This window comes from Pseudomonas sp. TE3910 (assembly GCF_056279025.1).
The window spans coordinates 2209570-2233744 of sequence record NZ_JBWBQN010000001.1; the positions used below are offsets into that span (position 1 = coordinate 2209570).

A 24175-nucleotide genomic window follows, 5' to 3' on the forward strand; every position below is an offset into this window, starting at 1 on the left:
TTTAGCAATCACGATGCCAACGTGCGCTTTCTGGGTGCGAACCAGCGTTTTTCGGGGCTTGCATGCACTAGGAGGTGGCATAAAAAACGCTGCGCATTGGCGGATTTCCGCACGCAACCGGCGAAAAAACCTAACCAATGGCGGTAATCCGCCCACGCAGCCAGGGTTCGCCCTCAACCCGTTGCAGGATGGAGCACGGAAGCTAGAGTAAGCAGGACATCCTGAACCGTCGCTGAGCGCAGTCCAAACAGCGGCTGAACACGATGGATCGACTCAAACGAGGAGTACCCGCCATGCGTTACCTGCTCGCACTTGCCTTGATCGGCGCCACAAGCCTGGCCCAGGCCGCCGTACAGACCCGCGAAATTGCCTATCAGGATGCCGACGGCAAGCGCCTGGTTGGCTATTACGCCTATGACGACAGCGTCGAGGAAAAGCGCCCAGGCGTAGTGGTGGTGCACGAGTGGTGGGGCCTGAATGACTATGCCAAACGCCGTGCGCGCGAGTTGGCGGGGCTAGGCTACAGCGCACTGGCCATCGACATGTATGGCGATGGCAAGCACACCGAACACCCGGCAGACGCCATGGCCTTCATGCAGGCGGCCATGAAAGACCCTGACGCGGCGGCCAAACGCTTCGATGCCGGTGTAGAGCTGTTAAAAATCCAACCGCAAACCGACAACAATCGAATTGCCGCCATCGGCTACTGCTTCGGCGGAAAAGTGGTGCTCGATGCCGCCCGCCGAGGCGAGCCTCTGCTCGGGGTCGTCAGCTTCCATGGCCCGCTGGCAACCAGCAACCCGGCAACACCCGGTAGCGTAAAGAGCAAGATTCTGGTGGAGCACGGTGCAGCAGACAGCATGGTCCCCCAAGAACAGGTGGATAAATTCAAGGACGAGATGAATGCGGCCGGTGCATCCTATGAATTCGTGAGCATCCAGGGCGCCAAGCATGGCTTCACCAACCCGGATGCTGACCGCCTCAGCCACGGCGAGCACGGCGGACCAGACATTGCCTACAACAAAAGCGCCGACGAAAGCGCTTGGGCAGACCTGCAGGTTTTCTTGAAGAAGGTGTTTACGCTGAACTGAAGTGCTGAGGGACGGCGCTTTGGCAGAAAGGATGGACTAGAAGGGGCACTGGCCTGACGCCATGGATCGCGGCACAATACGGCCATGAAACGACTCCCATCTTGCTGCGCACCACTCCAGCACCACTGGCCTCTGCCTCGCGCAGTACCCGGCGCAGCACTGGTCAGTTGCTCGTTCGACCCCGCTCAACTGGCTGCCGATGACTTCGTCCTGGCGGGTATAGAACACACCAGCAGCCTGCAACGCTCGGTGGCCAAGCGTCAGGCCGAGTACCTCGCTGGCCGGGTCTGCGCCCGTGCAGCACTGCAAGCGCTGGATGGTCGGGAGTACGCCCCCGGTACCGGCGAAGACCGTGCGCCGATCTGGCCAAGCGATATCAGCGGATCCATCACCCATAGCCACGGCTGGGCCGCTGCGGTGGTTGCCCCTAGTCACCAGTGCGCGGGCATTGGCCTGGATCAGGAAACCCTGCTCAGCCACGAACGCGCTCAGCGCCTGGCCGCAGAGATCCTCACAGCCGATGAACTTCACCGAATGGACCCAGACCTGGCTGCCTTGGCGGTCACCCTGACCTTTTCCCTGAAGGAAAGCCTGTTCAAGGCCCTCTACCCTATCGTGCAGCAGCGCTTCTACTTTGAACACGCGGAGGTGCTGGAGTGGTCCACCGATGGCCATGCACGCCTGCGCCTGTTGAAAGACCTGTCCACTGACTGGCGCCAGGGCCACGAGCTGGAAGGCCAGTTCAGCATACAGAATGACCAGGTCCTGACCTTGGTCAGCATCTGAGTCAGGGGTTGAGCGGGCAGTGCGTACAGTGCCCCACCCACGCCACCTTGTAACTCAGGCAACAGGTTCGCCGACGCCGCAGGCCGTGCGCATCGTAGCTGACTGCCGCAAACAACGGGCCGCCAGGGCGATCCAGCAGGTCACGCGCCTCAACGAGGTCGACCTCCAGGGCCTGCAGGCACTGCTCCAGGCAATCGCCAGCATTCCCCCAGAGCACGGCAACCGGCACCGAGCCCAAGGCTGCCAGTTGCTGGACCAATGGCGTCAGGTGGTGCTCCAACAGGGCCTGCAAGCTATCGCTGCCTGCAGCCAGCGGCTCAAACGCCAACGGCAGACCACGATCGTCCAGGCTCACGCCGACATTGTTCGGCAGCGCCAGCCCTCGCCCGGCACACCGGGCTGACACGGCCTCGCGCCAGAACAGCGCGAAATAGTACTTGGACCACTGCGACACCAGCACAGGCAACTGGGCTGGCATCAACTCAGGCCCATAGAGCGCCAGCAGCAGCCTGCGAAAGTACGCCGGACGTAGCAGCTCACTCAGCGTCACGGTCTGCTTCATTATGCACCAGAGGCCTGGCTACGCGGCCAACTCAGGCTGAAACACGCCCCACCCAGGCGCTCGCTACGGCTGACCGAGGCCCGCCCTGCATGCCAGTAGATAATCCTGCGTACGATGGACAAGCCCAGACCGTGCCCACCGGAAGCCCGGGCGCGGCTGTCGTCGAGGCGAGTAAAGGGGGTAAAGATTCGGTCCCAGGCAGGCTCGGGGATGCCCGGACCATCATCTTCCACATCAATCCGGCAGCGCTGGGCACCTAATTGATAGCTCAGGCAGACCTGTGACTCAGCATGGCGCATGGCGTTGCTCACCAGGTTCTGCAAAGCCCGGTGCAAGTAGCGTGGCTCCGCTTCTACCCATGCGCCGTCAGCCTCTTCTGCCATTTGGCAGGGGCCGCGAACCACGCTCACCTCGCGACGCAATGGCGCCAGCTCGGCGATCACCTGGTCGAGCAGGGCATCCAAGTCGATCAACTGAAAATGCAACGCCGGTGAGCCCTGCTCCAGACGGGCATAGGTGAGCATCTCATCGACCAGTTTATCGAGGTCCTGAATGTCACCATCCATACCCTCCAGGTACTTTTCCCGAGCCTGATCGTTACTGGCCCCGGCGATCATCTCCAGGCCGAAACGTAAACGGGCCACTGGCGTGCGCAGCTCATGGGACACGGCACGCACCAGCTCACGCTGAATACTCAACGACCGTTGCAAATGCTCCGCCATACCATTGAAGGCCGCAGCCAAGCGTCCAACCGAGTCATCATCATCGGCCGTCACACGGGTTTCCAGGCTACCCTGGGCAATGCGTGTGGCAGCAAACTCCAGGGTCGACAGGCGACGCTCCAGCTGACGCACCAGCAAATAGACGATCAAACCAATCAGGCACAAGCCCAGCACGGCAATCACTGCCAGCAACTGGGGTGGGTAGGCATTCATCTGGTACAGCGGACCGAGCTCCAGCACCCAGGGCGTACCGGCAAGGCCGGAAAATACACGAATCGAGTCACCGTCCTTGCCAAGGGCCATCACCGTGTCGCCCTCCTCGACCCGTCGACGCTGGTCGTCATCCAGGTCAGCCTTGGTCATCGAAAGCAAGCGCAGGTCAAAGCCAAAACCCTTGGCTTCCTTCAATTGCGCAAGCCGCCCAGGCTGCTCCGCAACCGGATAACGCACCAACTCATCCGCCAGCAGGTAAATCGTGGCGCGGGCCAACTGCTCACTGATCTGCTTGACTTCACCCATGAGCAAAAACGGCTGGTCGCCAACCTGACGCATCACCCTGGCCGCATGAGGCCCGGTCTTCTCTACCAGTACCTGGCCACGCTGCAACAAGCTACGCTGACGCCCATCGAGCCCGGTGTGGGCCAAGGACTCCAACGCCAAGGGAATGCCCAGCAAGCGCTCCCAGATCGCCAGCGCACGCGTACGCTCCACCTCGCTGAGCGGCACCAGGTTGTCAGCCATCAGGGTGAAGGTCCCGTGAGCAAGCCGCTCACGGTATTGATCCGCGCGCACCTCGTTGAGCAGGTGCAGGCTCAAGGCGCCGAGCATTGCCACCAGCACCAGAGCGCTCAGCATGCCGCCGTAGATGCGCAGGAAAATCGAGTTCATGCCTCACGACCCATGGCCTGGGCCGCCTCGGCTACAAACAGGTAGCCTTTGCTGCGCAGGGTCTTGATCATCTTCGGATGGATTGGATCGTCACCGATTTTGGGGCGAATGCGTGAAATACGCACATCGATAGAGCGGTCCTGACCGTCATAACCCACACCTCGCAACGAGGTGAAGATCTCCTCGCGGGACAACACACGCCCGGCATTGCTCACGAGTAGCCAGAGCAGGTCGAACTCGGCGCTGGTCAACTCGATGCTCGCGCCCCGCAGCCAAGCCTCGCGCAGGGTGTTATCGACCCGCAACGGGCCGAACACCAATGCCTGGTGCTCACTACTGGGGGCATCACTGCGACGCAACAGAGCATTGATCCGGGCCAACAACAAGCGGGGACGCACGGGCTTGACCACATAGTCGTCGGCCCCCAGGTCCAGCCCCTGCACCTGATCAAGATCGTCGCTGCGTGCGGTGAGCATCAGAATTACCCCCGCATAGCGCGGGCGTACCTTGCGACAGATGCTCAGGCCATCCTCGCCAGGCAACATCAGGTCAAGGATCACCAGATCAGGCTGCTCATCAATGATGCGCTGGGCCGCCTTGGCACCGTCGCCCTCCACCGCTACCTCAAAGCCGTTGGCCTGCAGGTACTCGCCCGTGAGGTCGGCCAATCGCTGGTCATCCTCGACGATCAACACCTGACTGCGCTGCTGCTCCACGGACACCTCTGCTGGGCTTGTTGTTCTTGGAAGACCGCCCGTCAACAATGGGCAATAATGGCACCGGATACTACGACGCGAACCCACACATTCCAACCGCCACCAACGGCACTGAAAAGCCGTGCCAGGAGCGCTGGACAATGGGGCTTTTTGTGATAGGGTTCGCGCCCGCAAAATTCCGTGTTCGGGGCGTCGCCAACGTAAAAAAAGAGTGACCAACGGCACAATGGCGGTGAGACGCGGCCTACAAGGCGTTGCCCGGAATCACTCACAAAATACGCACAAGTTATCCACAGAGCATCGCCTTGCAATACCCCCGATACCGCATTATCTTGTATCCCTATCGAAACAAAACACTATATCTTGGGTTTTCACATAATTCCCAAGCACAAGTCGAGCATTAAACTCAAGCCTTGCAAAATGCTTTTTTTGCTTGAACTTTGAAAGAAATCAGCAGCCAAACCGCTCCTGCGGAGGCGACCGTTGCAAGTTCACCAGAGGGCTTGTTTCGGGTACGGGTGTTGCACACTAGGGCACATCCGACAGCAACAGTTTTGGGCCCCGGCCCGAGACCTTTGACTTCGGCCAGGGAGCGGCGAGCGATTGCCCCTTTTTCCTGATCTGTCCCGAAGTAGGTAAGCCCTGCCCCGCACGCTGCCCTTGCGTATGCCTGCGGGTCGGTTGTCGAGCTTTTGGACGGAACGGTTGGCACCTACCCGGTGCCTAAACAAACATAGAAAACGTGGAGACCCCCATGCAAACCGACACAACTCGCGAGAACCCGCAGGCCAAGGCGCCGCAGGCCGCTGATTCGAACCAGGATCTGGCTGCCACCGCTCCGGGCCAACTGCGTGTGATCAAGCGTAACGGTACTGTCGTCGCCTACACCGATGACAAGATCACCGTTGCCATCACCAAGGCGTTCCTTGCAGTTGAAGGCGGCACTGCTGCTGCCTCGTCGCGTATCCACGACACCGTTGCCCGCCTGACCGAACAAGTGACAGCGACCTTCAAGCGTCGCATGCCATCGGGCGGCACCATCCACATCGAAGAAATCCAGGACCAGGTCGAACTGGCCCTGATGCGTGCTGGCGAACAGAAAGTAGCCCGCGACTACGTGATCTATCGCGACCAGCGCGCCAAGGAACGAGCCACCCGCAGCAACAGCGACGTAGCGGTACAGCCACACCCAAGCATCCGTATCACCCTGGCCGATGGCAGCCTGGCGCCTCTGGACATGAACCGCCTGAACACCATCATTTCGGAAGCCTGCGAAGGCCTGGCCGAAGTCGATGGCGAACTGATCCAGCGTGAAACCCTGAAGAACCTGTACGACGGCGTGGCCATCAAGGACGTCAACACCGCTCTGGTGATGACCGCCCGTACCCTGGTCGAGCGTGAGCCGAACTACTCCTTCGTGACAGCTCGCCTGCTGATGGACACCCTGCGCGCCGAAGGCCTGGGCTTCCTGCAGGTTGCCGAAAGCGCGACCCACCACGAAATGGCCGACCTGTACGCCAAGGCCTTGCCGGCCTATGTCGCCAAAGGTGTGGAGTTTGAACTGCTCAACCCAGCCATGGCCGACTACGACCTGGAAAAACTGGGCAAGGCGATCAACCACGAACGCGACCAGCAGTTCACCTACCTGGGCCTGCAGACCCTGTACGACCGTTACTTCATCCACAAGGACGGCGTACGTTTCGAACTGCCACAGGTGTTCTTCATGCGTGTGGCCATGGGCCTGGCGCTGGAAGAGAAAGACAAAGAAGCCCGCGCGATCGAGTTCTACAACCTGTTGTCGTCCTTCGACTACATGGCCTCGACCCCGACCCTGTTCAACGCTGGCACCCTGCGTCCACAACTGTCGAGCTGCTACCTGACCACCGTCCCGGACGACCTCTCGGGCATTTACCACGCGATCCACGACAACGCCATGCTGTCGAAATTCGCCGGTGGCCTGGGCAACGACTGGACGCCAGTACGTGCGCTGGGTTCCTACATCAAGGGCACCAACGGCAAGTCCCAGGGCGTCGTACCGTTCCTGAAAGTGGTCAACGACACCGCCGTTGCCGTAAACCAGGGTGGCAAGCGCAAAGGCGCTGTCTGTGCCTACCTGGAAACCTGGCACCTGGACATCGAAGAATTCATCGAGCTGCGCAAGAACACCGGTGACGACCGTCGTCGTACCCACGACATGAACACCGCCAACTGGATCCCTGACCTGTTCATGAAGCGCGTCTTCGATGACGGCAAGTGGACCCTGTTCTCGCCTTCGGAAGTACCAGACCTGCACGACCTGACCGGCAAGGCCTTCGAAGAGCGCTACGAGTACTACGAAGCGCTGACCGAGTACAACAAGATCAAGGTATTCAAGACCGTCCAGGCCAAAGACCTGTGGCGCAAGATGCTCTCGATGCTGTTCGAAACCGGTCACCCATGGTTGACCTTCAAAGACCCGTGCAACCTGCGCAGCCCTCAGCAGCACGTGGGCGTGGTCCATAGCTCGAACCTGTGCACCGAAATCACCTTGAACACCAACAAGGACGAGATCGCGGTATGTAACCTGGGCTCGATCAACCTGCCGAACCACATCGTCGACGGCAAGCTGGACACCGCCAAGCTGCAGCGCACCATCAACACCGCTGTGCGCATGCTCGACAACGTGATCGACATCAACTACTACTCGGTACCGCAGGCGCGCAACTCGAACATGAAGCACCGCCCGGTCGGTCTGGGCATCATGGGCTTCCAGGACGCGCTGTACCTGCAGCACATTCCTTATGGTTCGGACGCAGCCGTCGAGTTCGCCGACCGCTCCATGGAAGCGGTCAGCTACTTCGCCATCCAGGCCTCCTGTGACCTGGCCGACGAACGTGGCGCCTACGAGACCTTCCAGGGCTCGCTGTGGTCCAAAGGCATCCTGCCGCTGGATTCCCAACAGATCCTGATCGAAGCCCGTGGCCAGAAGTACATCGACGTCGACCTGAACGAGACCCTGGACTGGGCACCGGTTCGCGCACGCGTTCAGAAAGGTATTCGTAACTCGAACATCATGGCCATCGCGCCGACCGCGACCATCGCCAACATCACCGGCGTATCGCAGTCCATCGAGCCGACCTACCAGAACCTGTACGTGAAATCGAACCTGTCGGGCGAGTTCACCGTGATCAACCCGTACCTGGTTCACGACCTGAAGGCTCGCGGCCTGTGGGACGCGGTCATGATCAACGACCTGAAGTACTACGACGGTTCGGTTCAGCAGATCGAGCGCATCCCGCAAGAACTCAAAGAGCTCTACGCGACTGCCTTCGAAGTGGAAACCAAGTGGATCGTCGACGCTGCCAGCCGTCGCCAGAAGTGGATCGACCAGGCTCAGTCGCTGAACCTGTACATCGCCGGCGCCTCGGGCAAGAAACTGGACGTCACCTACCGCATGGCCTGGTACCGTGGTCTGAAAACCACCTACTACCTCCGTGCCCTGGCCGCGACCAGCACCGAGAAATCGACCATCAACACCGGCAAGCTCAACGCCGTGTCCAGCGGTGGCGACAGCGCCCCGGTGCAAACCGCCCCGGCGCCTGCACCCGTGCCTAAGGCCTGCGCGATCGACGAACCTGACTGCGAAGCCTGCCAATAAGGTGCGCACGGCCGGCTCCGACAGGAGTCGGCCTTATCGGCGAAAGGGCTGCCAGGCAGCCCCCTTCGCCACCAGATACAAAGGCCTGGAGCACCACCCGCTCCAGCCCACCAGAGGGGCCTCCCCCTCAAGCATTCAAAAGTTTTGCGTGCACTGCTGTACCCGACGCGAGCTACGCAACCCAAGATCCATCAGGCCATACTGAACATGGCCCTCACGCAGGAGACCCACCATGCTGAGCTGGGACGAATTCGACAAAGACGACGGCGAAGTCGCCGCTAAAAACGCTGGTGCTACCCAATCGATTGAAAACGGTATCGACAAACTCGACAGCGCTGGCGGTGCCGCCGCCCTTGAGGCCCGTGCCGTCACCGCAGCTGACTCTGCTGCCGTAATCCGTGCCAAAGCGGCACTGGATGAACTCGACATCGCCGAAGGCCTGGCCGAGCTGGAAGGCTCTGCAGCCCGTGTAGCCGTTGATGAGAAGCGCATGATCAACTGCCGCGCCGACCTCAACCAACTGGTTCCATTCAAATACGACTGGGCCTGGCAGAAGTACCTGGACGGCTGCGCCAACCACTGGATGCCGCAAGAGGTCAACATGACCGCGGACATCGCCCTCTGGAAAAACCCGGAAGGCCTGACCGACGACGAGCGCCGCATCGTCATGCGCAACCTGGGCTTCTTCTCTACCGCCGACTCCCTGGTTGCCAACAACCTGGCACTGGCCGTGTATCGCCTGATCACCAACCCGGAGTGCCGCCAGTACATCCTGCGCCAGGCCTTCGAAGAAGCGATCCACACACACGCCTACCAGTACTGCATCGAATCGCTGGGCATGGATGAAGGTGAAATCTTCAACATGTACCACGAGATCCCATCGGTCGCGAAAAAGGCCGCCTGGGGCCTGCGCTACACCCGCTCGATCTCCGACCCGGAATTCGATACCGGCACCGTCGAGACCGACAAGGAACTGCTGCGCAACCTGATCGCCTACTACTGCGTACTCGAAGGCATCTTCTTCTACTGCGGCTTCACCCAGATCCTGTCCATGGGCCGCCGCAACAAGATGACCGGTGTTGCCGAGCAGTTCCAGTACATCCTGCGTGATGAATCCATGCACCTGAACTTCGGTATCGACGTGATCAACCAGATCAAGATCGAAAACCCGCACCTGTGGGATGCCGAAATGAAGGAAGAAGCCACGCAGATGATTCTGCAGGGCACCCAGCTGGAAATCGAATACGCCCGTGACACCATGCCGCGCGGTGTACTGGGCATGAACGCAGCGATGATGGAAGACTACCTGAAGTTCATCGCCAACCGCCGCCTGTCGCAGATCGGCCTGAAGGAAGAGTACCCGGGTACCACCAACCCGTTCCCTTGGATGAGTGAAATCATGGACTTGAAGAAAGAGAAAAACTTCTTTGAGACCCGGGTTATTGAGTATCAGACCGGTGGGGCTTTGAGCTGGGATTGATGCTGGCTTGAGTTCACAAGAAGGCTGCCGAAAGGCGGCCTTTTTTGTGCCTGGAAATACTGTTGTATTGCAGGAGATAGAGACACACGCTTTGCAGCAGGCTTACCTGCAGCGGTCAATCCGATTCCGGGCCGTGATCTTGAATCTCATACCAGGCGGCCTTGGTTCCGACATGCAGGTGCTTTTGATGGCCAGGCGTGAAAGAGGTATCCAGGCAGCCCAGGGCTATTGAGACCCATCCAGAAAATTCACCTTCACTTGTCGACCAAAACAACGACGAGCCACAGTGGCAACAGAACTGCCGCACAACGCTTGCAGAGGACTGGTAGCCCTTGAGGCTCTCGCTACCCTTGGTGATGTGCAGGTCGGCGCGAGGCACGCTGCCATAGCTGGCAAATGCAGCACCATGCCCTTTTCGACACTGGCTGCAATGGCAGTGAGATACCGCTTTGGGGCGAGACGACACTCGATACGCCACCGCGCCGCACAGGCAGCTTCCCGAGAAAATACGCGTCAATGCAATAGCCCTTCTTGAAGAAACAGTACTTTAGCCAGCAAGGCTGCACGCCTACGCTTACTACCAGTTCATCACCAGCGGCAAGCCAGGCCGCAAGTCGCGTGTCTGCCCTTGAACACCGTGGTCGATCTCCAACTCCATCAGGTGCTCGTTACCCTGGATGATCTCAAATTCGCTCAGCTGATTTGCACAAGAGGCCGTTGCGGAGAATGCTTCGCCGCTGGCTGTTGTGACCCGTACTGCGGTGATTTGGCGAAAGCCATTGGCATGCTCAATAGGCTGAGCTCGCTCGGGCGGCATCTGGTCTGGGCGTTTGGCAAAAGACAGAAAGAACCACATGGGCTCTGAGACAGGTGCGCGACCTACGTCCACTTTAAGGCTGGCTGGCAAGTAAGCAGGGCGATACTCCCAGGCGGGAAAAGGCAGCGCCTCGTTTGCGGTAGTAGGCCTGAAGCACACGCCAAAGGGTGATACCTGGCTATCTGTTGCGCTGAGGCGCTCGAAGAGCTGCGTGGGGGCCGTTAATGGGCTTTGCGCTTCCTGGGCATCCGTGAGGTACAACAACTCAATGAATGTGTTTTGGAAGAAGAACCTGCGGTTCGCGGTCCCTTGCCCAGGGTGAACGTTCGGTGTGCCTTCGACAAGACCCAGGGCGCTCAAGGCGGCGCTTTGGGTGGGATTGGTTACGCAGATAAAAAGGTGATCAACTTCCATGTCTAATTCCTTTTAGGGCAACTTGGCTACGGCCAGCTATCAAAAACGCCACAAAGACAAAACCCCTACCTGCATGTGCAGATAGGGGTTTCGGAATTTAATCTTGACGATGACCTACTCTCACATGGGGAAACCCCACACTACCATCGGCGATGCATCGTTTCACTGCTGAGTTCGGGATGGGATCAGGTGGTTCCAATGCTCTATGGTCGTCAAGAAATTCTGTGTACCAGACCGTCTTTCGACGCTCCAGCAAATCGGGTATGTGATAGTTGTGAGTCGCAAACTTTCGGTTCGTTTCGTCTTCACAACACCGCAATCTGGCCTTTCGACGCAAATTGCTTGGGTGTTATATGGTCAAGCCTCACGGGCAATTAGTATTGGTTAGCTCAATGCCTCACAGCACTTACACACCCAACCTATCAACGTCGTAGTCTTCGACGGCCCTTCAGGGAGCTCAAGGCTCCAGTGAGATCTCATCTTGAGGCAAGTTTCCCGCTTAGATGCTTTCAGCGGTTATCTCTTCCGAACATAGCTACCCGGCAATGCCACTGGCGTGACAACCGGAACACCAGAGGTTCGTCCACTCCGGTCCTCTCGTACTAGGAGCAGCCCCTCTCAAATCTCAAACGTCCACGGCAGATAGGGACCGAACTGTCTCACGACGTTCTAAACCCAGCTCGCGTACCACTTTAAATGGCGAACAGCCATACCCTTGGGACCGGCTTCAGCCCCAGGATGTGATGAGCCGACATCGAGGTGCCAAACACCGCCGTCGATATGAACTCTTGGGCGGTATCAGCCTGTTATCCCCGGAGTACCTTTTATCCGTTGAGCGATGGCCCTTCCATACAGAACCACCGGATCACTAAGACCTACTTTCGTACCTGCTCGACGTGTCTGTCTCGCAGTCAAGCGCGCTTTTGCCTTTATACTCTACGACCGATTTCCGACCGGTCTGAGCGCACCTTCGTACTCCTCCGTTACTCTTTAGGAGGAGACCGCCCCAGTCAAACTACCCACCATACACTGTCCTCGATCCGGATGACGGACCTGAGTTAGAACCTCAAAGTTGCCAGGGTGGTATTTCAAGGATGGCTCCACGCGAACTGGCGTCCACGCTTCAAAGCCTCCCACCTATCCTACACAAGCAAATTCAAAGTCCAGTGCAAAGCTATAGTAAAGGTTCACGGGGTCTTTCCGTCTAGCCGCGGATACACTGCATCTTCACAGCGATTTCAATTTCACTGAGTCTCGGGTGGAGACAGCGCCGCCATCGTTACGCCATTCGTGCAGGTCGGAACTTACCCGACAAGGAATTTCGCTACCTTAGGACCGTTATAGTTACGGCCGCCGTTTACCGGGGCTTCGATCAAGAGCTTCGCGTTAGCTAACCCCATCAATTAACCTTCCGGCACCGGGCAGGCGTCACACCCTATACGTCCACTTTCGTGTTTGCAGAGTGCTGTGTTTTTAATAAACAGTCGCAGCGGCCTGGTATCTTCGACCGGCATGGGCTTACGGAGCAAGTCCTTCACCCTCACCGGCGCACCTTCTCCCGAAGTTACGGTGCCATTTTGCCTAGTTCCTTCACCCGAGTTCTCTCAAGCGCCTTGGTATTCTCTACCCAACCACCTGTGTCGGTTTGGGGTACGGTTCCTGGTTATCTGAAGCTTAGAAGCTTTTCTTGGAAGCATGGCATCAACCACTTCGCGCTCTAAAGAGCACTCGTCATCAGCTCTCGGCCTTAAGATCCCGGATTTACCTAAGATCTCAGCCTACCACCTTAAACTTGGACAACCAACGCCAAGCTGGCCTAGCCTTCTCCGTCCCTCCATCGCAATAACCAGAAGTACAGGAATATTAACCTGTTTTCCATCGACTACGCTTTTCAGCCTCGCCTTAGGGACCGACTAACCCTGCGTCGATTAACGTTGCGCAGGAAACCTTGGTCTTTCGGCGTGGGAGTTTTTCACTCCCATTGTCGTTACTCATGTCAGCATTCGCACTTCTGATACCTCCAGCAAGCTTCTCAACTCACCTTCACAGGCTTACAGAACGCTCCTCTACCGCGTCACCTAAGTGACACCCGTAGCTTCGGTGCATGGTTTGAGCCCCGTTACATCTTCCGCGCAGGCCGACTCGACTAGTGAGCTATTACGCTTTCTTTAAAGGGTGGCTGCTTCTAAGCCAACCTCCTAGCTGTCTAAGCCTTCCCACATCGTTTCCCACTTAACCATGACTTTGGGACCTTAGCTGACGGTCTGGGTTGTTTCCCTTTTCACGACGGACGTTAGCACCCGCCGTGTGTCTCCCATGCTCGGCACTTGTAGGTATTCGGAGTTTGCATCGGTTTGGTAAGTCGGGATGACCCCCTAGCCGAAACAGTGCTCTACCCCCTACAGTGATACATGAGGCGCTACCTAAATAGCTTTCGAGGAGAACCAGCTATCTCCGAGCTTGATTAGCCTTTCACTCCGATCCACAGGTCATCCGCTAACTTTTCAACGGTAGTCGGTTCGGTCCTCCAGTCAGTGTTACCTAACCTTCAACCTGCCCATGGATAGATCGCCCGGTTTCGGGTCTATACCCAGCGACTAAACGCCCTATTAAGACTCGCTTTCGCTACGCCTCCCCTATTCGGTTAAGCTCGCCACTGAATATAAGTCGCTGACCCATTATACAAAAGGTACGCAGTCACCTAACAAAGTAGGCTCCCACTGCTTGTACGCATACGGTTTCAGGATCTATTTCACTCCCCTCTCCGGGGTTCTTTTCGCCTTTCCCTCACGGTACTAGTTCACTATCGGTCAGTCAGTAGTATTTAGCCTTGGAGGATGGTCCCCCCATATTCAGACAAAGTTTCTCGTGCTCCGTCCTACTCGATTTCATTGATAAGAGATTTTCGCGTACAGGGCTATCACCCACTATGGCCGCACTTTCCAGAGCGTTCCGCTAATCTCAAATCAACTTAAGGGCTAGTCCCCGTTCGCTCGCCACTACTAAGGGAATCTCGGTTGATTTCTTTTCCTCAGGGTACTTAGATGTTTCAGTTCCCCTGGTTCGCCTCTTGCACCTATGTATTCAGTACAAGATACCTAGGTTATCCTAGGTGGGTTCCCCCATTCAGAGATCTCCGGATCAAAGTCTGTTTGCCGACTCCCCGAAGCTTATCGCAGGCTACCACGTCTTTCATCGCCTCTGACTGCCAAGGCATCCACCGTATGCGCTTCTTCACTTGACCATATAACCCCAAGCAATCTGGTTATACTGTGAAGACGACATTCGCCGAAAATTCGCAATACTCTTAAGACTTAAGAGACACTCACAAATTTTACCTTAGCCTGAATAAACACCAGTGAAAGTGCTATTCAGTCTATTTCTATCACATACCCAAATTTTTAAAGAACGATTCTGAAAAAGTTCAGAAATCAATATTCGACGCGAATATTCATTTCTAAGCTTTGACGTGGTAAGCAAGTGGAGATGGTGGAGCCAAGCGGGATCGAACCGCTGACCTCCTGCGTGCAAGGCAGGCGCTCTCCCAGCTGAGCTATGGCCCCGTATTGCTACAGGCTTTCACCACAAGTAATTGGTGGGTCTGGGCAGATTCGAACTGCCGACCTCACCCTTATCAGGGGTGCGCTCTAACCAACTGAGCTACAGACCCAATCGTCTTCTTCAATGAATCAAGCAATTCGTGTGGGAGCTTATGAAGCAGCTGATGTCGTCGATTAAGGAGGTGATCCAGCCGCAGGTTCCCCTACGGCTACCTTGTTACGACTTCACCCCAGTCATGAATCACACCGTGGTAACCGTCCTCCCGAAGGTTAGACTAGCTACTTCTGGTGCAACCCACTCCCATGGTGTGACGGGCGGTGTGTACAAGGCCCGGGAACGTATTCACCGCGACATTCTGATTCGCGATTACTAGCGATTCCGACTTCACGCAGTCGAGTTGCAGACTGCGATCCGGACTACGATCGGTTTTGTGAGATTAGCTCCACCTCGCGGCTTGGCAACCCTCTGTACCGACCATTGTAGCACGTGTGTAGCCCAGGCCGTAAGGGCCATGATGACTTGACGTCATCCCCACCTTCCTCCGGTTTGTCACCGGCAGTCTCCTTAGAGTGCCCACCATAACGTGCTGGTAACTAAGGACAAGGGTTGCGCTCGTTACGGGACTTAACCCAACATCTCACGACACGAGCTGACGACAGCCATGCAGCACCTGTCTCAATGTTCCCGAAGGCACCAATCCATCTCTGGAAAGTTCATTGGATGTCAAGGCCTGGTAAGGTTCTTCGCGTTGCTTCGAATTAAACCACATGCTCCACCGCTTGTGCGGGCCCCCGTCAATTCATTTGAGTTTTAACCTTGCGGCCGTACTCCCCAGGCGGTCAACTTAATGCGTTAGCTGCGCCACTAAAATCTCAAGGATTCCAACGGCTAGTTGACATCGTTTACGGCGTGGACTACCAGGGTATCTAATCCTGTTTGCTCCCCACGCTTTCGCACCTCAGTGTCAGTATGAGCCCAGGTGGTCGCCTTCGCCACTGGTGTTCCTTCCTATATCTACGCATTTCACCGCTACACAGGAAATTCCACCACCCTCTGCCCTACTCTAGCTCGCCAGTTTTGGATGCAGTTCCCAGGTTGAGCCCGGGGATTTCACATCCAACTTAACGAACCACCTACGCGCGCTTTACGCCCAGTAATTCCGATTAACGCTTGCACCCTCTGTATTACCGCGGCTGCTGGCACAGAGTTAGCCGGTGCTTATTCTGTCGGTAACGTCAAAACAGCAAGGTATTAGCTTACTGCCCTTCCTCCCAACTTAAAGTGCTTTACAATCCGAAGACCTTCTTCACACACGCGGCATGGCTGGATCAGGCTTTCGCCCATTGTCCAATATTCCCCACTGCTGCCTCCCGTAGGAGTCTGGACCGTGTCTCAGTTCCAGTGTGACTGATCATCCTCTCAGACCAGTTACGGATCGTCGCCTTGGTGAGCCATTACCTCACCAACTAGCTAATCCGACCTAGGCTCATCTGATAGCGCAAGGCCCGAAGGTCCCCTGCTTTCTCCCGTAGGACGTATGCGGTATTAGCGTTCCTTTCGAAACGTTGTCCCCCACTATCAGGCAGATTCCTAGGTATTACTCACCCGTCCGCCGCTGAATCAAGGAGCAAGCTCCCGTCATCCGCTCGACTTGCATGTGTTAGGCCTGCCGCCAGCGTTCAATCTGAGCCATGATCAAACTCTTCAGTTCAATACTGCTTGGGTTTTGAGAAAACCCTAAACTTGGCTCAGCAATCTCAAATGACTATTTCGATTTCTCGTGTAGTCACTTGTGATGCTGATAATCTTTTTGACTATCAGTCTGATTTCACAAGCACCCACACGAATTGCTTGATTCGATTGTTAAAGAGCGGTTGGTTAAGAGCTTTTCGTCTCAACCGAGGCGCGCATTCTACGCTTTCCCCTGTCTCTGTCAAGCGTTTATTTTGAAGTTTTTCAGAATTTTCCGTTCAACTTCAACCACTTGACTCGCTTCGATCTCTCGTTAGCGGGAGGCGAATTCTACAGCATTTCAACTCGCTGTCAACCACCTTTTTCACCGCTACCGATCTATTCGACCGAAGCACTTCCAGCACCCTCGTTAAACATCTAACTCATTGATTACCAAGGAGTTTTCCGTTTCGACTGCGCCGGAAGAGGTGCGCATTATAGAGAGATGAAACGGGGCGTCAAGCACTAATACTGGAAACGCCGCAAAAAGAAGAATCGCTACTTATATAGCTATCTGGAAAGCCCGACCTTTCCTCTCCGGCAACAGCCGTGACCACAAAGCCGCCCCCGCTGAAGGGGTTAATCAGATCGGCTACGAGGCGCCGTCTTCTGGAGCGCGCTGCGCCAGAAAATAGCCATTCAAGGCGCGAGCGGCGACAACAATGGGTTCGATCGACGCGGAATGCTCTTCTTTAGTAAGCGCTTCTACTTTGGAGAGGTTTTCTTCCAGGCCGTGCAGTTCAATAGCGGCCAGGTGGGCTGCCTGCTCTACCGGTAGCTCTGGCCATTGCGCAAGCTGAACCCCGCGCATGTAACCGAAACACCAGTCTTCAATCATGTCTGCGACACCTATTCCCTCGCTGCAGCCCAGGAAAGGCGGTTCAAACCGGTCGGTAGCATCCTGCAGGCTTTGCTCGATACTGTTCATATGTCGCAGCAACAGCGCGTAGTAAGCCTCTCCCTCGGCCTCCTTTTTGAACTTCACCTTTCGCCCACCACTGATTTCAGGCAGCCATTGGCTTGGCATCAATGCACTTGGCGAGCTAGCCAGCGCAACGAACAGGCCATCCAGCTCGGACAGGGTCTGTATTGCATCGTCGTTGCCGTACTTGAGCAGGAGGTCATCCAGCCTACCCAGTTCACGGTCATTCAAAGGCTGCAGATAGGCGGCATACATAGCGTCATCCCGGAGCGTCGAGGTTTGAAACACACTATAGCAATGCAACACGTGCGTCGGAGCCATCAGTGTCGACGCCGATTACAGTCAATCAACTTCGTGCCGATAAGCATTGCGATTTACTTCTGTTTTTCATGCTCAAAAGGATTTGTCATGCGCTACCCGCACGTCGCTCTCGCCGCCATGCTGCTTTCCAGCAGTGTTCTGGCTCAAGACTTTCAACCCGGCCAAATCTGGTCTTATAAAACCCGGCCCAACGAACAAGCCTCAACCCTGACCATTCTCAAGGTCGAGCACTACCCCGACATGGGCGATGTGTTGCATGTTCGCGTCGATGGGTTCCAAATGCCGAACGCCCGGGCTCAGGGTAGCTACAGCGCAATGCCACACATGCCCTTCGCCAGGTCGGCCATTGAGGCCAGCGTTACGTCACTTAAAGGTAAAGGACCCGTACCAGACTTCACCCAAGGCTACGCGTTCTGGAAAGCCGGCTACATTGCAGGTAATGCGGGCGTGTTTACCGCTCCCGTCGACCAGGCATTGAACCAGTTGTGGCGTGCCAATTGGGCTCAGGCCGATGCCAGTGAGAGCAGCGAATAGCACGCCCTCCGCATCAAAAGGCCATTACTTTGTGTTGCTACCCGTAGCAACCGTGAAATGGCCTGTAAAGCCACTCCGCAATCGCAACCGAATACTCAACAATATTCATGCAAATTATGCAATAAACGGCGCCCCAAAAAAGATCGACGACTATGACGGAACACCAACACGGGAAAGGGACATCATTTGTCAGGCGAATCTATCTGCCACGCATCATCGGCCTGGGGATCGGCCTGTTCAGTGTCTGGGCAGCACTGGGCAGTGTTTCCGTTGCGCCATGGGTCTGGGTGCTGCTGTTTATCAACGGCCTGGCTTGGCCGCACATTGCTTATCGAATCGCATTGAGATCCAGAACACCCTACGACGCTGAACGCCGAAACCTGTTGGTCGACTCGTTGATGGGTGGATTCTGGGCCGCAACCATGCAATTCAACCCGCTGCCCAGCGTAACCATCCTTTCGATGATGACGATGAACAATGTGGCCGCTGGCGGCAAGCGTCTGTGCCTGTCAGGGCTGCTGGCTCAAGGTACGGGCATGGCCGTGTCTATTGCCCTGTTCGGCCCCGGCCTTCAGTTGCACAGCACCTCACTGCAGATCTATGCCTGCCTGCCGATGCTCACCCTTTACCCGCTGGCAGTGGGAGGCGTCTGCTACCAGTTGGCAATCAAGCTAGCCGAACACAAGCGTGCCTTGAGTACCTTGAGCCGCACCGACAGCCTGACCGGCCTGCTCAACCATGGTTCGTGGAAAGACGCCCTACAGCTCAAGTTTCAGAGATGCCAGCAGGACTGTCGGCAAGCAGTTATTGCCATTATCGACATTGATCACTTCAAGCGTATCAATGACACGTACGGTCATGTCGTCGGTGACTGTGTATTGCGCCAGTTGGGCACCGAGATAAAGAAAAACCTGCGTGAAGACGACCTGGCCGGGCGCTATGGGGGCGATGAGTTCTGCGTGATCCTGCCAAACATCGACATAGAGCAAGCCGTTCAGATCATGGAACGCCTGCGCGAAAAAATCAGTGCCTACCGCAACGAGCAGCTACCCGATCTGCGCATCACCCTGAGCATTGGCCTGGCCCTTTGCCACGAAACATTCGACGACCCAGTGAGCTGGCTCGATGAAGCCGACAAAGCGCTTTACAGCGCCAAGAACAACGGCCGCAATCAAGTCAGCTTCGCCGCTGCACGACATACGCCAGCGTTAGCCTAGCCTGAGGCCCGCGGCATCTCCCCGTGCGTATTGACCTGATCGCTGGCGGTTATAGACGCGTTCATTGTCCTTGGCAGAACACTCAAGCCACTATGCGGCGCCGCGCCGAGATCTCTGGAAGATCGTTACGCCGCAGATAGACCCGTAGAGGCTCACTGATGTTTAGCCGCTCGTCGATGTTCTGCGCCAACAACACCTCGATGAGATCACGCCCCAGTGTCATGACCTCATCGCTGCTGCGCCTCCAGACGAACTCACTGCTGGGCGTGATGCTGTCTTCAGCCACGTCCATGCCAAATGAGTCCTCGCTGAATCGCACGATGTGCTTATCGAGCTTACGATTGAAACCGACGAAGCCCTTGAGCTGATCGGCTGCGGCGCAAATGTCCTGGGACGTGATGTGCATGTCCAACCTCACTGATACAGAAAAGGAATGGCACGCCTGGCAACGGAAAAAACACCGAGGTTCCCTCTGCTGGGGAATTGATGCGACTTAGCCTAATGGAAATAAGCCTGCGTCGGAAAAGGTTTTTGATGCTCTGTATTCCGGGTAAGGGCGTGTCACCCTCCACTGCCCCATAGCACTGAAACTTCAGTTCTCCTGAACCTGAACGCTGGCAGTCATGCCGGCACTCAGGATGACGTCCTTGGGAGCCTGATCGAGCTTGATCCGCACCGGAATGCGCTGGGCCAGACGCACCCAGTTGAAGGTAGGCTCGACTTCGGCCAGTAACTGGCTGTCGGGGGTAGCGTTGCGGTCAGTAATGCCGCGACTGATGCTCTCGACATGGCCTTGCATTGGCTCACCAGCGCTCATCAGCCAGACTTTCACCGGCGCTCCGACCTTGATGCGCGGCAGTTTGGTTTCTTCGAAGTAGGCCTGGACATAGAAGGTCGAATCATCCACCAGTGCCATTACCGGTTGGCCGGCGTTGACGTAGTTACCTTCAGCCAGCCGCAGGTTGGTGATGTGCCCGCTGCGGGGCGCCCGAACGTCGCTACGCGCCAGGTTCAACGCGGCAGCCTTTACCTCCGCCCGGGCTTCACGCAGTTCACCACGAGCAACAGCAGCAATGATCTGGGCATTTTCGCGCAACTCGGCACTGATCGCTTGCGGCCCCAGCGCCGCACGACGTGAAGCTTCCTGCTCGCGCAAGCGCAGTTGATGCTGGCGGGTTTCGGCGACCGCATTGGCCTTTTCAAGTGCCGCCTCGAAGCGGTCCCGATCAATCGACATCAGCAGATCACCCGCCTTGACCGCCTGGTTGTCATGGGCCTTGAGTTCTCGCACCCACCCGGAAACGTCCGGGGCGATGATGACTACATCGGCACGAATCTTTGCGTCACGGGTCCAGGGTGTGAGCATGTAGTAACGCCACAATTCAAGCCCGGCAAACACCGCGACAACGACCAGACACAAGGTCACGGCAACACGGACATAAGCACGCATGGTCAAACTCCTTACAGAGGCCCGAGCACACGCGTGATCAGGGTCAGGATACAAACAAACAACGCACAATCGAACAGCGCCTCATGCCATGCCCAACTGCCCAAAGGGGTCAGCCTTAGCAGCAGACGCAGCACACCCGTCAGCAGCAAGGCCAACAGCACGTACACCAAAAACGGGCTGAGCAGCACGCCGCCCACTGCCCACTCACGCAAACCCATGCAGTTCCTCCTGCCGAAGGCACCATTTGCCCCAGCTCTTTTGCAGTTGCAGTACAGCACCTATCGCCAGGCGCAGAGGGTCACTTGACGGTTGTCGCTGCAACACCGCGATAAAAGTCGCACTGGCTTCATCCAATAGTCCCTCACGACCAGCCCCTGGCCCCAGCGCCAGCACCTGCTCAAGCTGCTGTAGATACGCACGCTGAGCCTGAAGCGAAGGCATTTGGGCAACCTCGAGACACATGCGCAAGTGCAGCAACTCATCACCGATATCCAGCCCATGCAGGCCATCGTCCCAGCGCTCACGTGCTTGCACCGGCAACGCGGCGTAGTGTCGCGCCATCTGTAGCAGACGATCTGCCATACGCCCGCCAAACCAGGTTTCCGCATCCCGTAGATCACGCCGGGTCAAGCGCACCAGGTCGCTCTGCGTCGCAGCCCGCAGACGGCGGCCATGCCAGGCGGGATCACGTAACACCAGCAGTTTGAACGCCAACACTGCAGCGCCGACACCGACCATCATCGCCTGGGCACTGTTGAGGAACACCGCCACATCAAAATGCATGGCGTTGAGTGGCGCGACCAGGACGATGAAATGCAGGCTGTACGAGGTGGCCGTAGCGCCGATTTTCGGATTGGCCATACCTAGCGCGCCGAAAAACAACGGCACCCCCATCGCCATGCACAACATGGGGAAACCACTCCACTGTGGCAGCAGGATTTGCCCCACGAAAAACGCTGTCGGAATAGCGAGCAGCATTCCCCGCAAGAAGCTCAGACCGATCTGCGCACCATTTTCGCGGCTGGCGAACAGGCTGCAGACCACGCAGGTCAGCACCAAGCCACCCGGCGCTGATAGCCAGCCAGTGGCCAGCCAAAAACTGGCCATCGCCAGGAACGCCAGCGCACTGCGCGAACCGAACAACAATGCCAACGGTAGATCGCGGTGCACTGCCAGGCTGTCAGGCAGGTCGGCCGGCGCCTTACCCTCCTCAACCGCATGTAGCGCGACGGTGGCGTTCATGATCTTATCCAGCAACAGCGTCAACCGGGCCAGACAGTAGTGTTCTGCAGAGCTGCGCGCCTGATCACTGGCAGCCTCCCAAACACGTTGGCGCAGCAGCAACAGGCTAGCCAGATCCGGCGCTGCCAGGGCCTCGTAAACCTTGCTGAACCAAGGTGCCACCTGTGCTGCCTCGCGCTCATCCAGCTGTCGCCACTGGCGTCGCACCGAACGCGCTATACGCAGCAGAACTAGCAACGTCTGGCTCAAGCCGCGAATGGCCCGCCCCCGCTCACGCCCCAGATGCCCCTCGAACCAGGCATGTTCACGCTGCGAATCGACCGCAACAATGCGCCCAAGAATATCCAGCAGTTCTCTACGGTCCTGCTCTTCGCCGATCAGGGAAGCTCTCGCGGCCTGCATGCCATTCACCCATGCCTGACGCGCTTGCCCGGCCAGTTGCTGTTCAACCCGCAATGGCCAGAGCAGCGCACTGGTCAGGGTGGCACATAAGATGCCCAGGCAAATCTCGGTGCAACGTGCCACGGCCTGATCGAACACCAACAACGGATGATCAACCGCCGGCAGTGCAATAATGGCCACGGTGTAACCGGCCAGCACGAAGGCGTAAGCCCAAGCACTGCGCAACAGTGTCGAGCAGGCCGTACACAGTGCCAACCATAAGGCCAAGGCCAACAGGAACAACCACGGCGTCTGCGCAAAAAGGCCGATGAACAACACCGACATGACCGTGCCAACCAGGGTCCCCAGCAAACGGGCCAACCCCTTCTGCACCACCATTCCTGATAGCGGCTGGGCAACGATAAAGGCTGTCATCAATGCCCAGGCAGGCTGCTCAAGCCCCCAACGCAACGCTAGCCAAAGCGCCAGCCCACCGCCCAGAAGCGTCTTCAGGGCAAATTGCACAGCGCGCATGTTCGGCGCCAACAGGGCCTGCAGAGTGATCGGCACGAGACGAACCTTGATGAACAGTAATCTAACGATAGACAGTTAAGCGGCAATGAATCAGAGCCAGATTATTAGCTAGCTAACTATTATTCGTCCAGCAGTTTGTTTCCGCGCCATCATCACCCACTTGCCCGCCGACCTTGCAAGCGATACCCATGCCTGCAGAAGCGTGCTAGCGCGAGCGCCTGGTTTTTTTCAGGCAAAAAAAATGGGCGACCGAAGTCGCCCTAAATGCCTTGCGTGCTCGTTGTATCGGAAGAATCAACGCGATTTGCGTTTGCTCGAATCCTTCCAGATGAAAATGCCCAGGCCCGCGAAGAAGAGCAGCATCAGCCCGACTGTCACAACGCCAGCGATAACCACATTATCGAAGAACATATCGGCCTCCATTCGCCTGCACCTGTTTGATGGAGCCTAAGTTAGCGAATAAGGCGGGAGGGAAAATTGACCGAGGTCAATAGCGCCCACCAGAGCTGGGGGCGAGGCAGGTGCAGGGTTGACCTGCATCAAGTTTTCAACGCTTCTTGGGTTTGCCCTTGGGCTTTTTCTTGCCCTTGCCCAACGGCATGGCCTGTTCAAATGCCTGACGGACTTCATTCAGGCGCTTCTCGTTGAGGTCGTGAACGCGCTTGGCACGCTCGGCACCGAAGTCGATCAGATTGTCTTGGCTCATGGTTAGCTCGAAACGCTGACGGCAGAAGTGGCAATAATGAAGGCTAAGGCTCGCGCTGACCAGTACAGCGGTGTTTCTTCAGACTTCGATGTCGACCAGCAGCCCCTGACGTGGCTGCTCACCCATCAGCGGCGCCACCGGCACCGTATTGTCGGCATTGACTTCGTCGCCCGGTACGGCATCGTACTGCTCGTCGTGATCTCTGCGGCGACGCTGTTGGCGGCGCTGTTGCTCACGCATTAAGTAGGTGTCCTGTTCCGGGTCACGCTGCTTCAGGTTAATGCTGCCATCACCGGAGCTCGGTTGGGCTGGCACCACGGGTGGGATGTCCGGCGTCGGCTTGACCGGATCCAGTTGCGAGGTTACGGGCGCAGCACTGAGCGGGATGATAGGCGGCAGCATGGGTGGGTCTCCTGTCGCCAGTGTGTCGGCCGCAACCCCATTACCTTGAGCCGAGACGAGC

19 protein-coding genes, 2 tRNA genes and 3 rRNA genes are annotated in these 24175 nt (G+C 57.1%); 6 read left to right on the forward strand and 18 right to left on the reverse strand.

Features of this window, described 5'->3' with window-relative positions; translation table 11 throughout:
- Positions 1-293: 293 nt before the first annotated feature.
- Complete coding sequence (locus tag ACZ9H3_RS09945; RefSeq protein WP_476220586.1) at positions 294-1091, forward strand: dienelactone hydrolase family protein; 798 nt, start codon at positions 294-296, stop codon at positions 1089-1091.
- An 84-nt stretch (positions 1092-1175) separates the two neighbouring features.
- Positions 1176-1877, forward strand: coding sequence for a 4'-phosphopantetheinyl transferase family protein (locus ACZ9H3_RS09950; RefSeq protein WP_476220588.1), 702 nt, complete (start codon positions 1176-1178; stop codon positions 1875-1877).
- A 1-nt stretch (position 1878) separates the two neighbouring features.
- Here the strand turns inward: ACZ9H3_RS09950 and fhuF are convergent, their stop codons facing one another.
- The 3 genes from fhuF to ACZ9H3_RS09965 are packed head-to-tail and all read right to left on the reverse strand — an operon-like array spanning position 1879 to position 4765.
- On the reverse strand, positions 1879-2439 hold the full coding sequence (gene fhuF, locus ACZ9H3_RS09955) for a siderophore-iron reductase FhuF (RefSeq protein WP_476220590.1): 561 nt from the start codon (positions 2437-2439) through the stop codon (positions 1879-1881).
- On the reverse strand, positions 2439-4049 hold the full coding sequence (locus tag ACZ9H3_RS09960; RefSeq protein WP_476220592.1) for an ATP-binding protein: 1611 nt from the start codon (positions 4047-4049) through the stop codon (positions 2439-2441). Before ACZ9H3_RS09960 ends, fhuF begins: the two co-directional genes overlap by 1 nt.
- Complete coding sequence (locus ACZ9H3_RS09965) at positions 4046-4765, reverse strand: response regulator (protein WP_065761345.1); 720 nt, start codon at positions 4763-4765, stop codon at positions 4046-4048. The genes ACZ9H3_RS09960 and ACZ9H3_RS09965 overlap by 4 nt, the downstream gene beginning before the upstream one ends.
- Before the next feature lie 754 nt (positions 4766-5519).
- On the opposite strand from ACZ9H3_RS09965, the gene ACZ9H3_RS09970 reads away from it, so the two are divergent.
- Entirely contained in the window at positions 5520-8402 is a 2883-nt protein-coding gene (locus ACZ9H3_RS09970) for a ribonucleoside-diphosphate reductase subunit alpha (protein ID WP_102053255.1), read from the forward strand.
- 232 nt (positions 8403-8634) lie between these two features.
- Positions 8635-9882 (forward strand): ribonucleotide-diphosphate reductase subunit beta, encoded by a 1248-nt coding sequence (locus ACZ9H3_RS09975; protein ID WP_099775580.1) that lies wholly within the window; start codon positions 8635-8637, stop codon positions 9880-9882.
- A gap of 115 nt (positions 9883-9997) precedes the next feature.
- Here the strand turns inward: ACZ9H3_RS09975 and ACZ9H3_RS09980 are convergent, their stop codons facing one another.
- From ACZ9H3_RS09980 to ACZ9H3_RS10015, 8 genes are all read right to left on the reverse strand, one after another.
- A complete protein-coding gene (locus tag ACZ9H3_RS09980; protein ID WP_102053911.1) occupies positions 9998-10399 on the reverse strand; it encodes a GFA family protein in 402 nt (133 codons plus the stop codon).
- 60 nt (positions 10400-10459) lie between these two features.
- Positions 10460-11113: a VOC family protein gene (locus ACZ9H3_RS09985; RefSeq protein WP_476220596.1), complete on the reverse strand. Its 654-nt coding sequence runs from the start codon at positions 11111-11113 to the stop codon at positions 10460-10462.
- A 101-nt stretch (positions 11114-11214) separates the two neighbouring features.
- Positions 11215-11330, reverse strand: a 5S ribosomal RNA gene (rrf, locus tag ACZ9H3_RS09990).
- A 136-nt stretch (positions 11331-11466) separates the two neighbouring features.
- Positions 11467-14357 (reverse strand): 23S ribosomal RNA (locus ACZ9H3_RS09995).
- A gap of 243 nt (positions 14358-14600) precedes the next feature.
- Positions 14601-14676: transfer RNA gene (locus tag ACZ9H3_RS10000), tRNA-Ala, on the reverse strand.
- Positions 14677-14706: 30 nt separating this feature from the next.
- Positions 14707-14783: transfer RNA gene (locus ACZ9H3_RS10005), tRNA-Ile, on the reverse strand.
- 65 nt (positions 14784-14848) lie between these two features.
- Positions 14849-16385, reverse strand: a 16S ribosomal RNA gene (locus ACZ9H3_RS10010).
- The 16S, 23S and 5S rRNA genes sit together here with 2 tRNA genes alongside, the layout of an rRNA operon.
- Positions 16386-16997: 612 nt before the next feature.
- Entirely contained in the window at positions 16998-17582 is a 585-nt protein-coding gene (locus ACZ9H3_RS10015; protein ID WP_330523139.1) for a UPF0149 family protein, read from the reverse strand.
- 153 nt (positions 17583-17735) lie between these two features.
- On the opposite strand from ACZ9H3_RS10015, the gene ACZ9H3_RS10020 reads away from it, so the two are divergent.
- Entirely contained in the window at positions 17736-18182 is a 447-nt protein-coding gene (locus ACZ9H3_RS10020; protein WP_476220598.1) for a hypothetical protein, read from the forward strand.
- A 152-nt stretch (positions 18183-18334) separates the two neighbouring features.
- Positions 18335-19399 (forward strand): diguanylate cyclase, encoded by a 1065-nt coding sequence (locus ACZ9H3_RS10025; protein WP_099775583.1) that lies wholly within the window; start codon positions 18335-18337, stop codon positions 19397-19399.
- Positions 19400-19481: 82 nt separating this feature from the next.
- On the opposite strand, the gene ACZ9H3_RS10030 is transcribed toward ACZ9H3_RS10025, so the two are convergent.
- From ACZ9H3_RS10030 to ACZ9H3_RS10060, 7 genes are all read right to left on the reverse strand, one after another.
- The gene (locus ACZ9H3_RS10030; RefSeq protein ID WP_065760565.1) at positions 19482-19805 is read right to left on the reverse strand and encodes a DUF2025 family protein; all 324 of its coding nucleotides are present in this window, start codon (positions 19803-19805) and stop codon (positions 19482-19484) included.
- A gap of 186 nt (positions 19806-19991) precedes the next feature.
- The gene (locus tag ACZ9H3_RS10035; RefSeq protein ID WP_102053366.1) at positions 19992-20849 is read right to left on the reverse strand and encodes an efflux RND transporter periplasmic adaptor subunit; all 858 of its coding nucleotides are present in this window, start codon (positions 20847-20849) and stop codon (positions 19992-19994) included.
- Positions 20850-20860: 11 nt separating this feature from the next.
- Positions 20861-21067 carry a DUF1656 domain-containing protein gene (locus ACZ9H3_RS10040; protein ID WP_065760567.1) on the reverse strand — a complete coding sequence of 69 codons (207 nt, stop codon included), beginning with the start codon at positions 21065-21067 and terminating at the stop codon, positions 20861-20863.
- On the reverse strand, positions 21054-23042 hold the full coding sequence (locus ACZ9H3_RS10045; RefSeq protein ID WP_476220602.1) for an FUSC family protein: 1989 nt from the start codon (positions 23040-23042) through the stop codon (positions 21054-21056). The genes ACZ9H3_RS10040 and ACZ9H3_RS10045 overlap by 14 nt, the downstream gene beginning before the upstream one ends.
- Before the next feature lie 258 nt (positions 23043-23300).
- Positions 23301-23417, reverse strand: coding sequence for a cytochrome c oxidase subunit CcoM (gene ccoM / locus ACZ9H3_RS10050; RefSeq protein ID WP_281182074.1), 117 nt, complete (start codon positions 23415-23417; stop codon positions 23301-23303).
- A gap of 136 nt (positions 23418-23553) precedes the next feature.
- Positions 23554-23712: a hypothetical protein gene (locus tag ACZ9H3_RS10055; protein ID WP_099775586.1), complete on the reverse strand. Its 159-nt coding sequence runs from the start codon at positions 23710-23712 to the stop codon at positions 23554-23556.
- A gap of 78 nt (positions 23713-23790) precedes the next feature.
- Positions 23791-24114, reverse strand: coding sequence for an aspartate-semialdehyde dehydrogenase (locus ACZ9H3_RS10060; RefSeq protein ID WP_065760568.1), 324 nt, complete (start codon positions 24112-24114; stop codon positions 23791-23793).
- Between the last annotated feature and the right edge of the window lie 61 nt (positions 24115-24175).

What these genes read in the sequence shown, in the direction of transcription:
- ACZ9H3_RS09970 (WP_102053255.1), top strand. Translation starts at nt 5,520, where the DNA reads ATGCAAACCGACACAACTCGCGAGAACCCGCAGGCCAAGGCGCCGCAG.
- fhuF (WP_476220590.1), bottom strand. Translation starts at nt 2,439, where the DNA reads ATGAAGCAGACCGTGACGCTGAGTGAGCTGCTACGTCCGGCGTACTTT.
- ACZ9H3_RS09975 (WP_099775580.1), top strand. Translation starts at nt 8,635, where the DNA reads ATGCTGAGCTGGGACGAATTCGACAAAGACGACGGCGAAGTCGCCGCT.
- ACZ9H3_RS10030 (WP_065760565.1), bottom strand. Translation starts at nt 19,805, where the DNA reads ATGCACATCACGTCCCAGGACATTTGCGCCGCAGCCGATCAGCTCAAG.
- ACZ9H3_RS10040 (WP_065760567.1), bottom strand. Translation starts at nt 21,067, where the DNA reads ATGGGTTTGCGTGAGTGGGCAGTGGGCGGCGTGCTGCTCAGCCCGTTT.
- ACZ9H3_RS10015 (WP_330523139.1), bottom strand. Translation starts at nt 17,582, where the DNA reads ATGTATGCCGCCTATCTGCAGCCTTTGAATGACCGTGAACTGGGTAGG.
- ACZ9H3_RS10055 (WP_099775586.1), bottom strand. Translation starts at nt 23,712, where the DNA reads ATGAGCCAAGACAATCTGATCGACTTCGGTGCCGAGCGTGCCAAGCGC.
- ACZ9H3_RS10020 (WP_476220598.1), top strand. Translation starts at nt 17,736, where the DNA reads ATGCGCTACCCGCACGTCGCTCTCGCCGCCATGCTGCTTTCCAGCAGT.
- ACZ9H3_RS10060 (WP_065760568.1), bottom strand. Translation starts at nt 24,114, where the DNA reads ATGCTGCCGCCTATCATCCCGCTCAGTGCTGCGCCCGTAACCTCGCAA.
- ACZ9H3_RS10025 (WP_099775583.1), top strand. Translation starts at nt 18,335, where the DNA reads ATGACGGAACACCAACACGGGAAAGGGACATCATTTGTCAGGCGAATC.
- ACZ9H3_RS10035 (WP_102053366.1), bottom strand. Translation starts at nt 20,849, where the DNA reads ATGCGTGCTTATGTCCGTGTTGCCGTGACCTTGTGTCTGGTCGTTGTC.
- ACZ9H3_RS09950 (WP_476220588.1), top strand. Translation starts at nt 1,176, where the DNA reads ATGAAACGACTCCCATCTTGCTGCGCACCACTCCAGCACCACTGGCCT.
- ACZ9H3_RS09945 (WP_476220586.1), top strand. Translation starts at nt 294, where the DNA reads ATGCGTTACCTGCTCGCACTTGCCTTGATCGGCGCCACAAGCCTGGCC.
- ACZ9H3_RS09960 (WP_476220592.1), bottom strand. Translation starts at nt 4,049, where the DNA reads ATGAACTCGATTTTCCTGCGCATCTACGGCGGCATGCTGAGCGCTCTG.
- ACZ9H3_RS09985 (WP_476220596.1), bottom strand. Translation starts at nt 11,113, where the DNA reads ATGGAAGTTGATCACCTTTTTATCTGCGTAACCAATCCCACCCAAAGC.
- ccoM (WP_281182074.1), bottom strand. Translation starts at nt 23,417, where the DNA reads ATGTTCTTCGATAATGTGGTTATCGCTGGCGTTGTGACAGTCGGGCTG.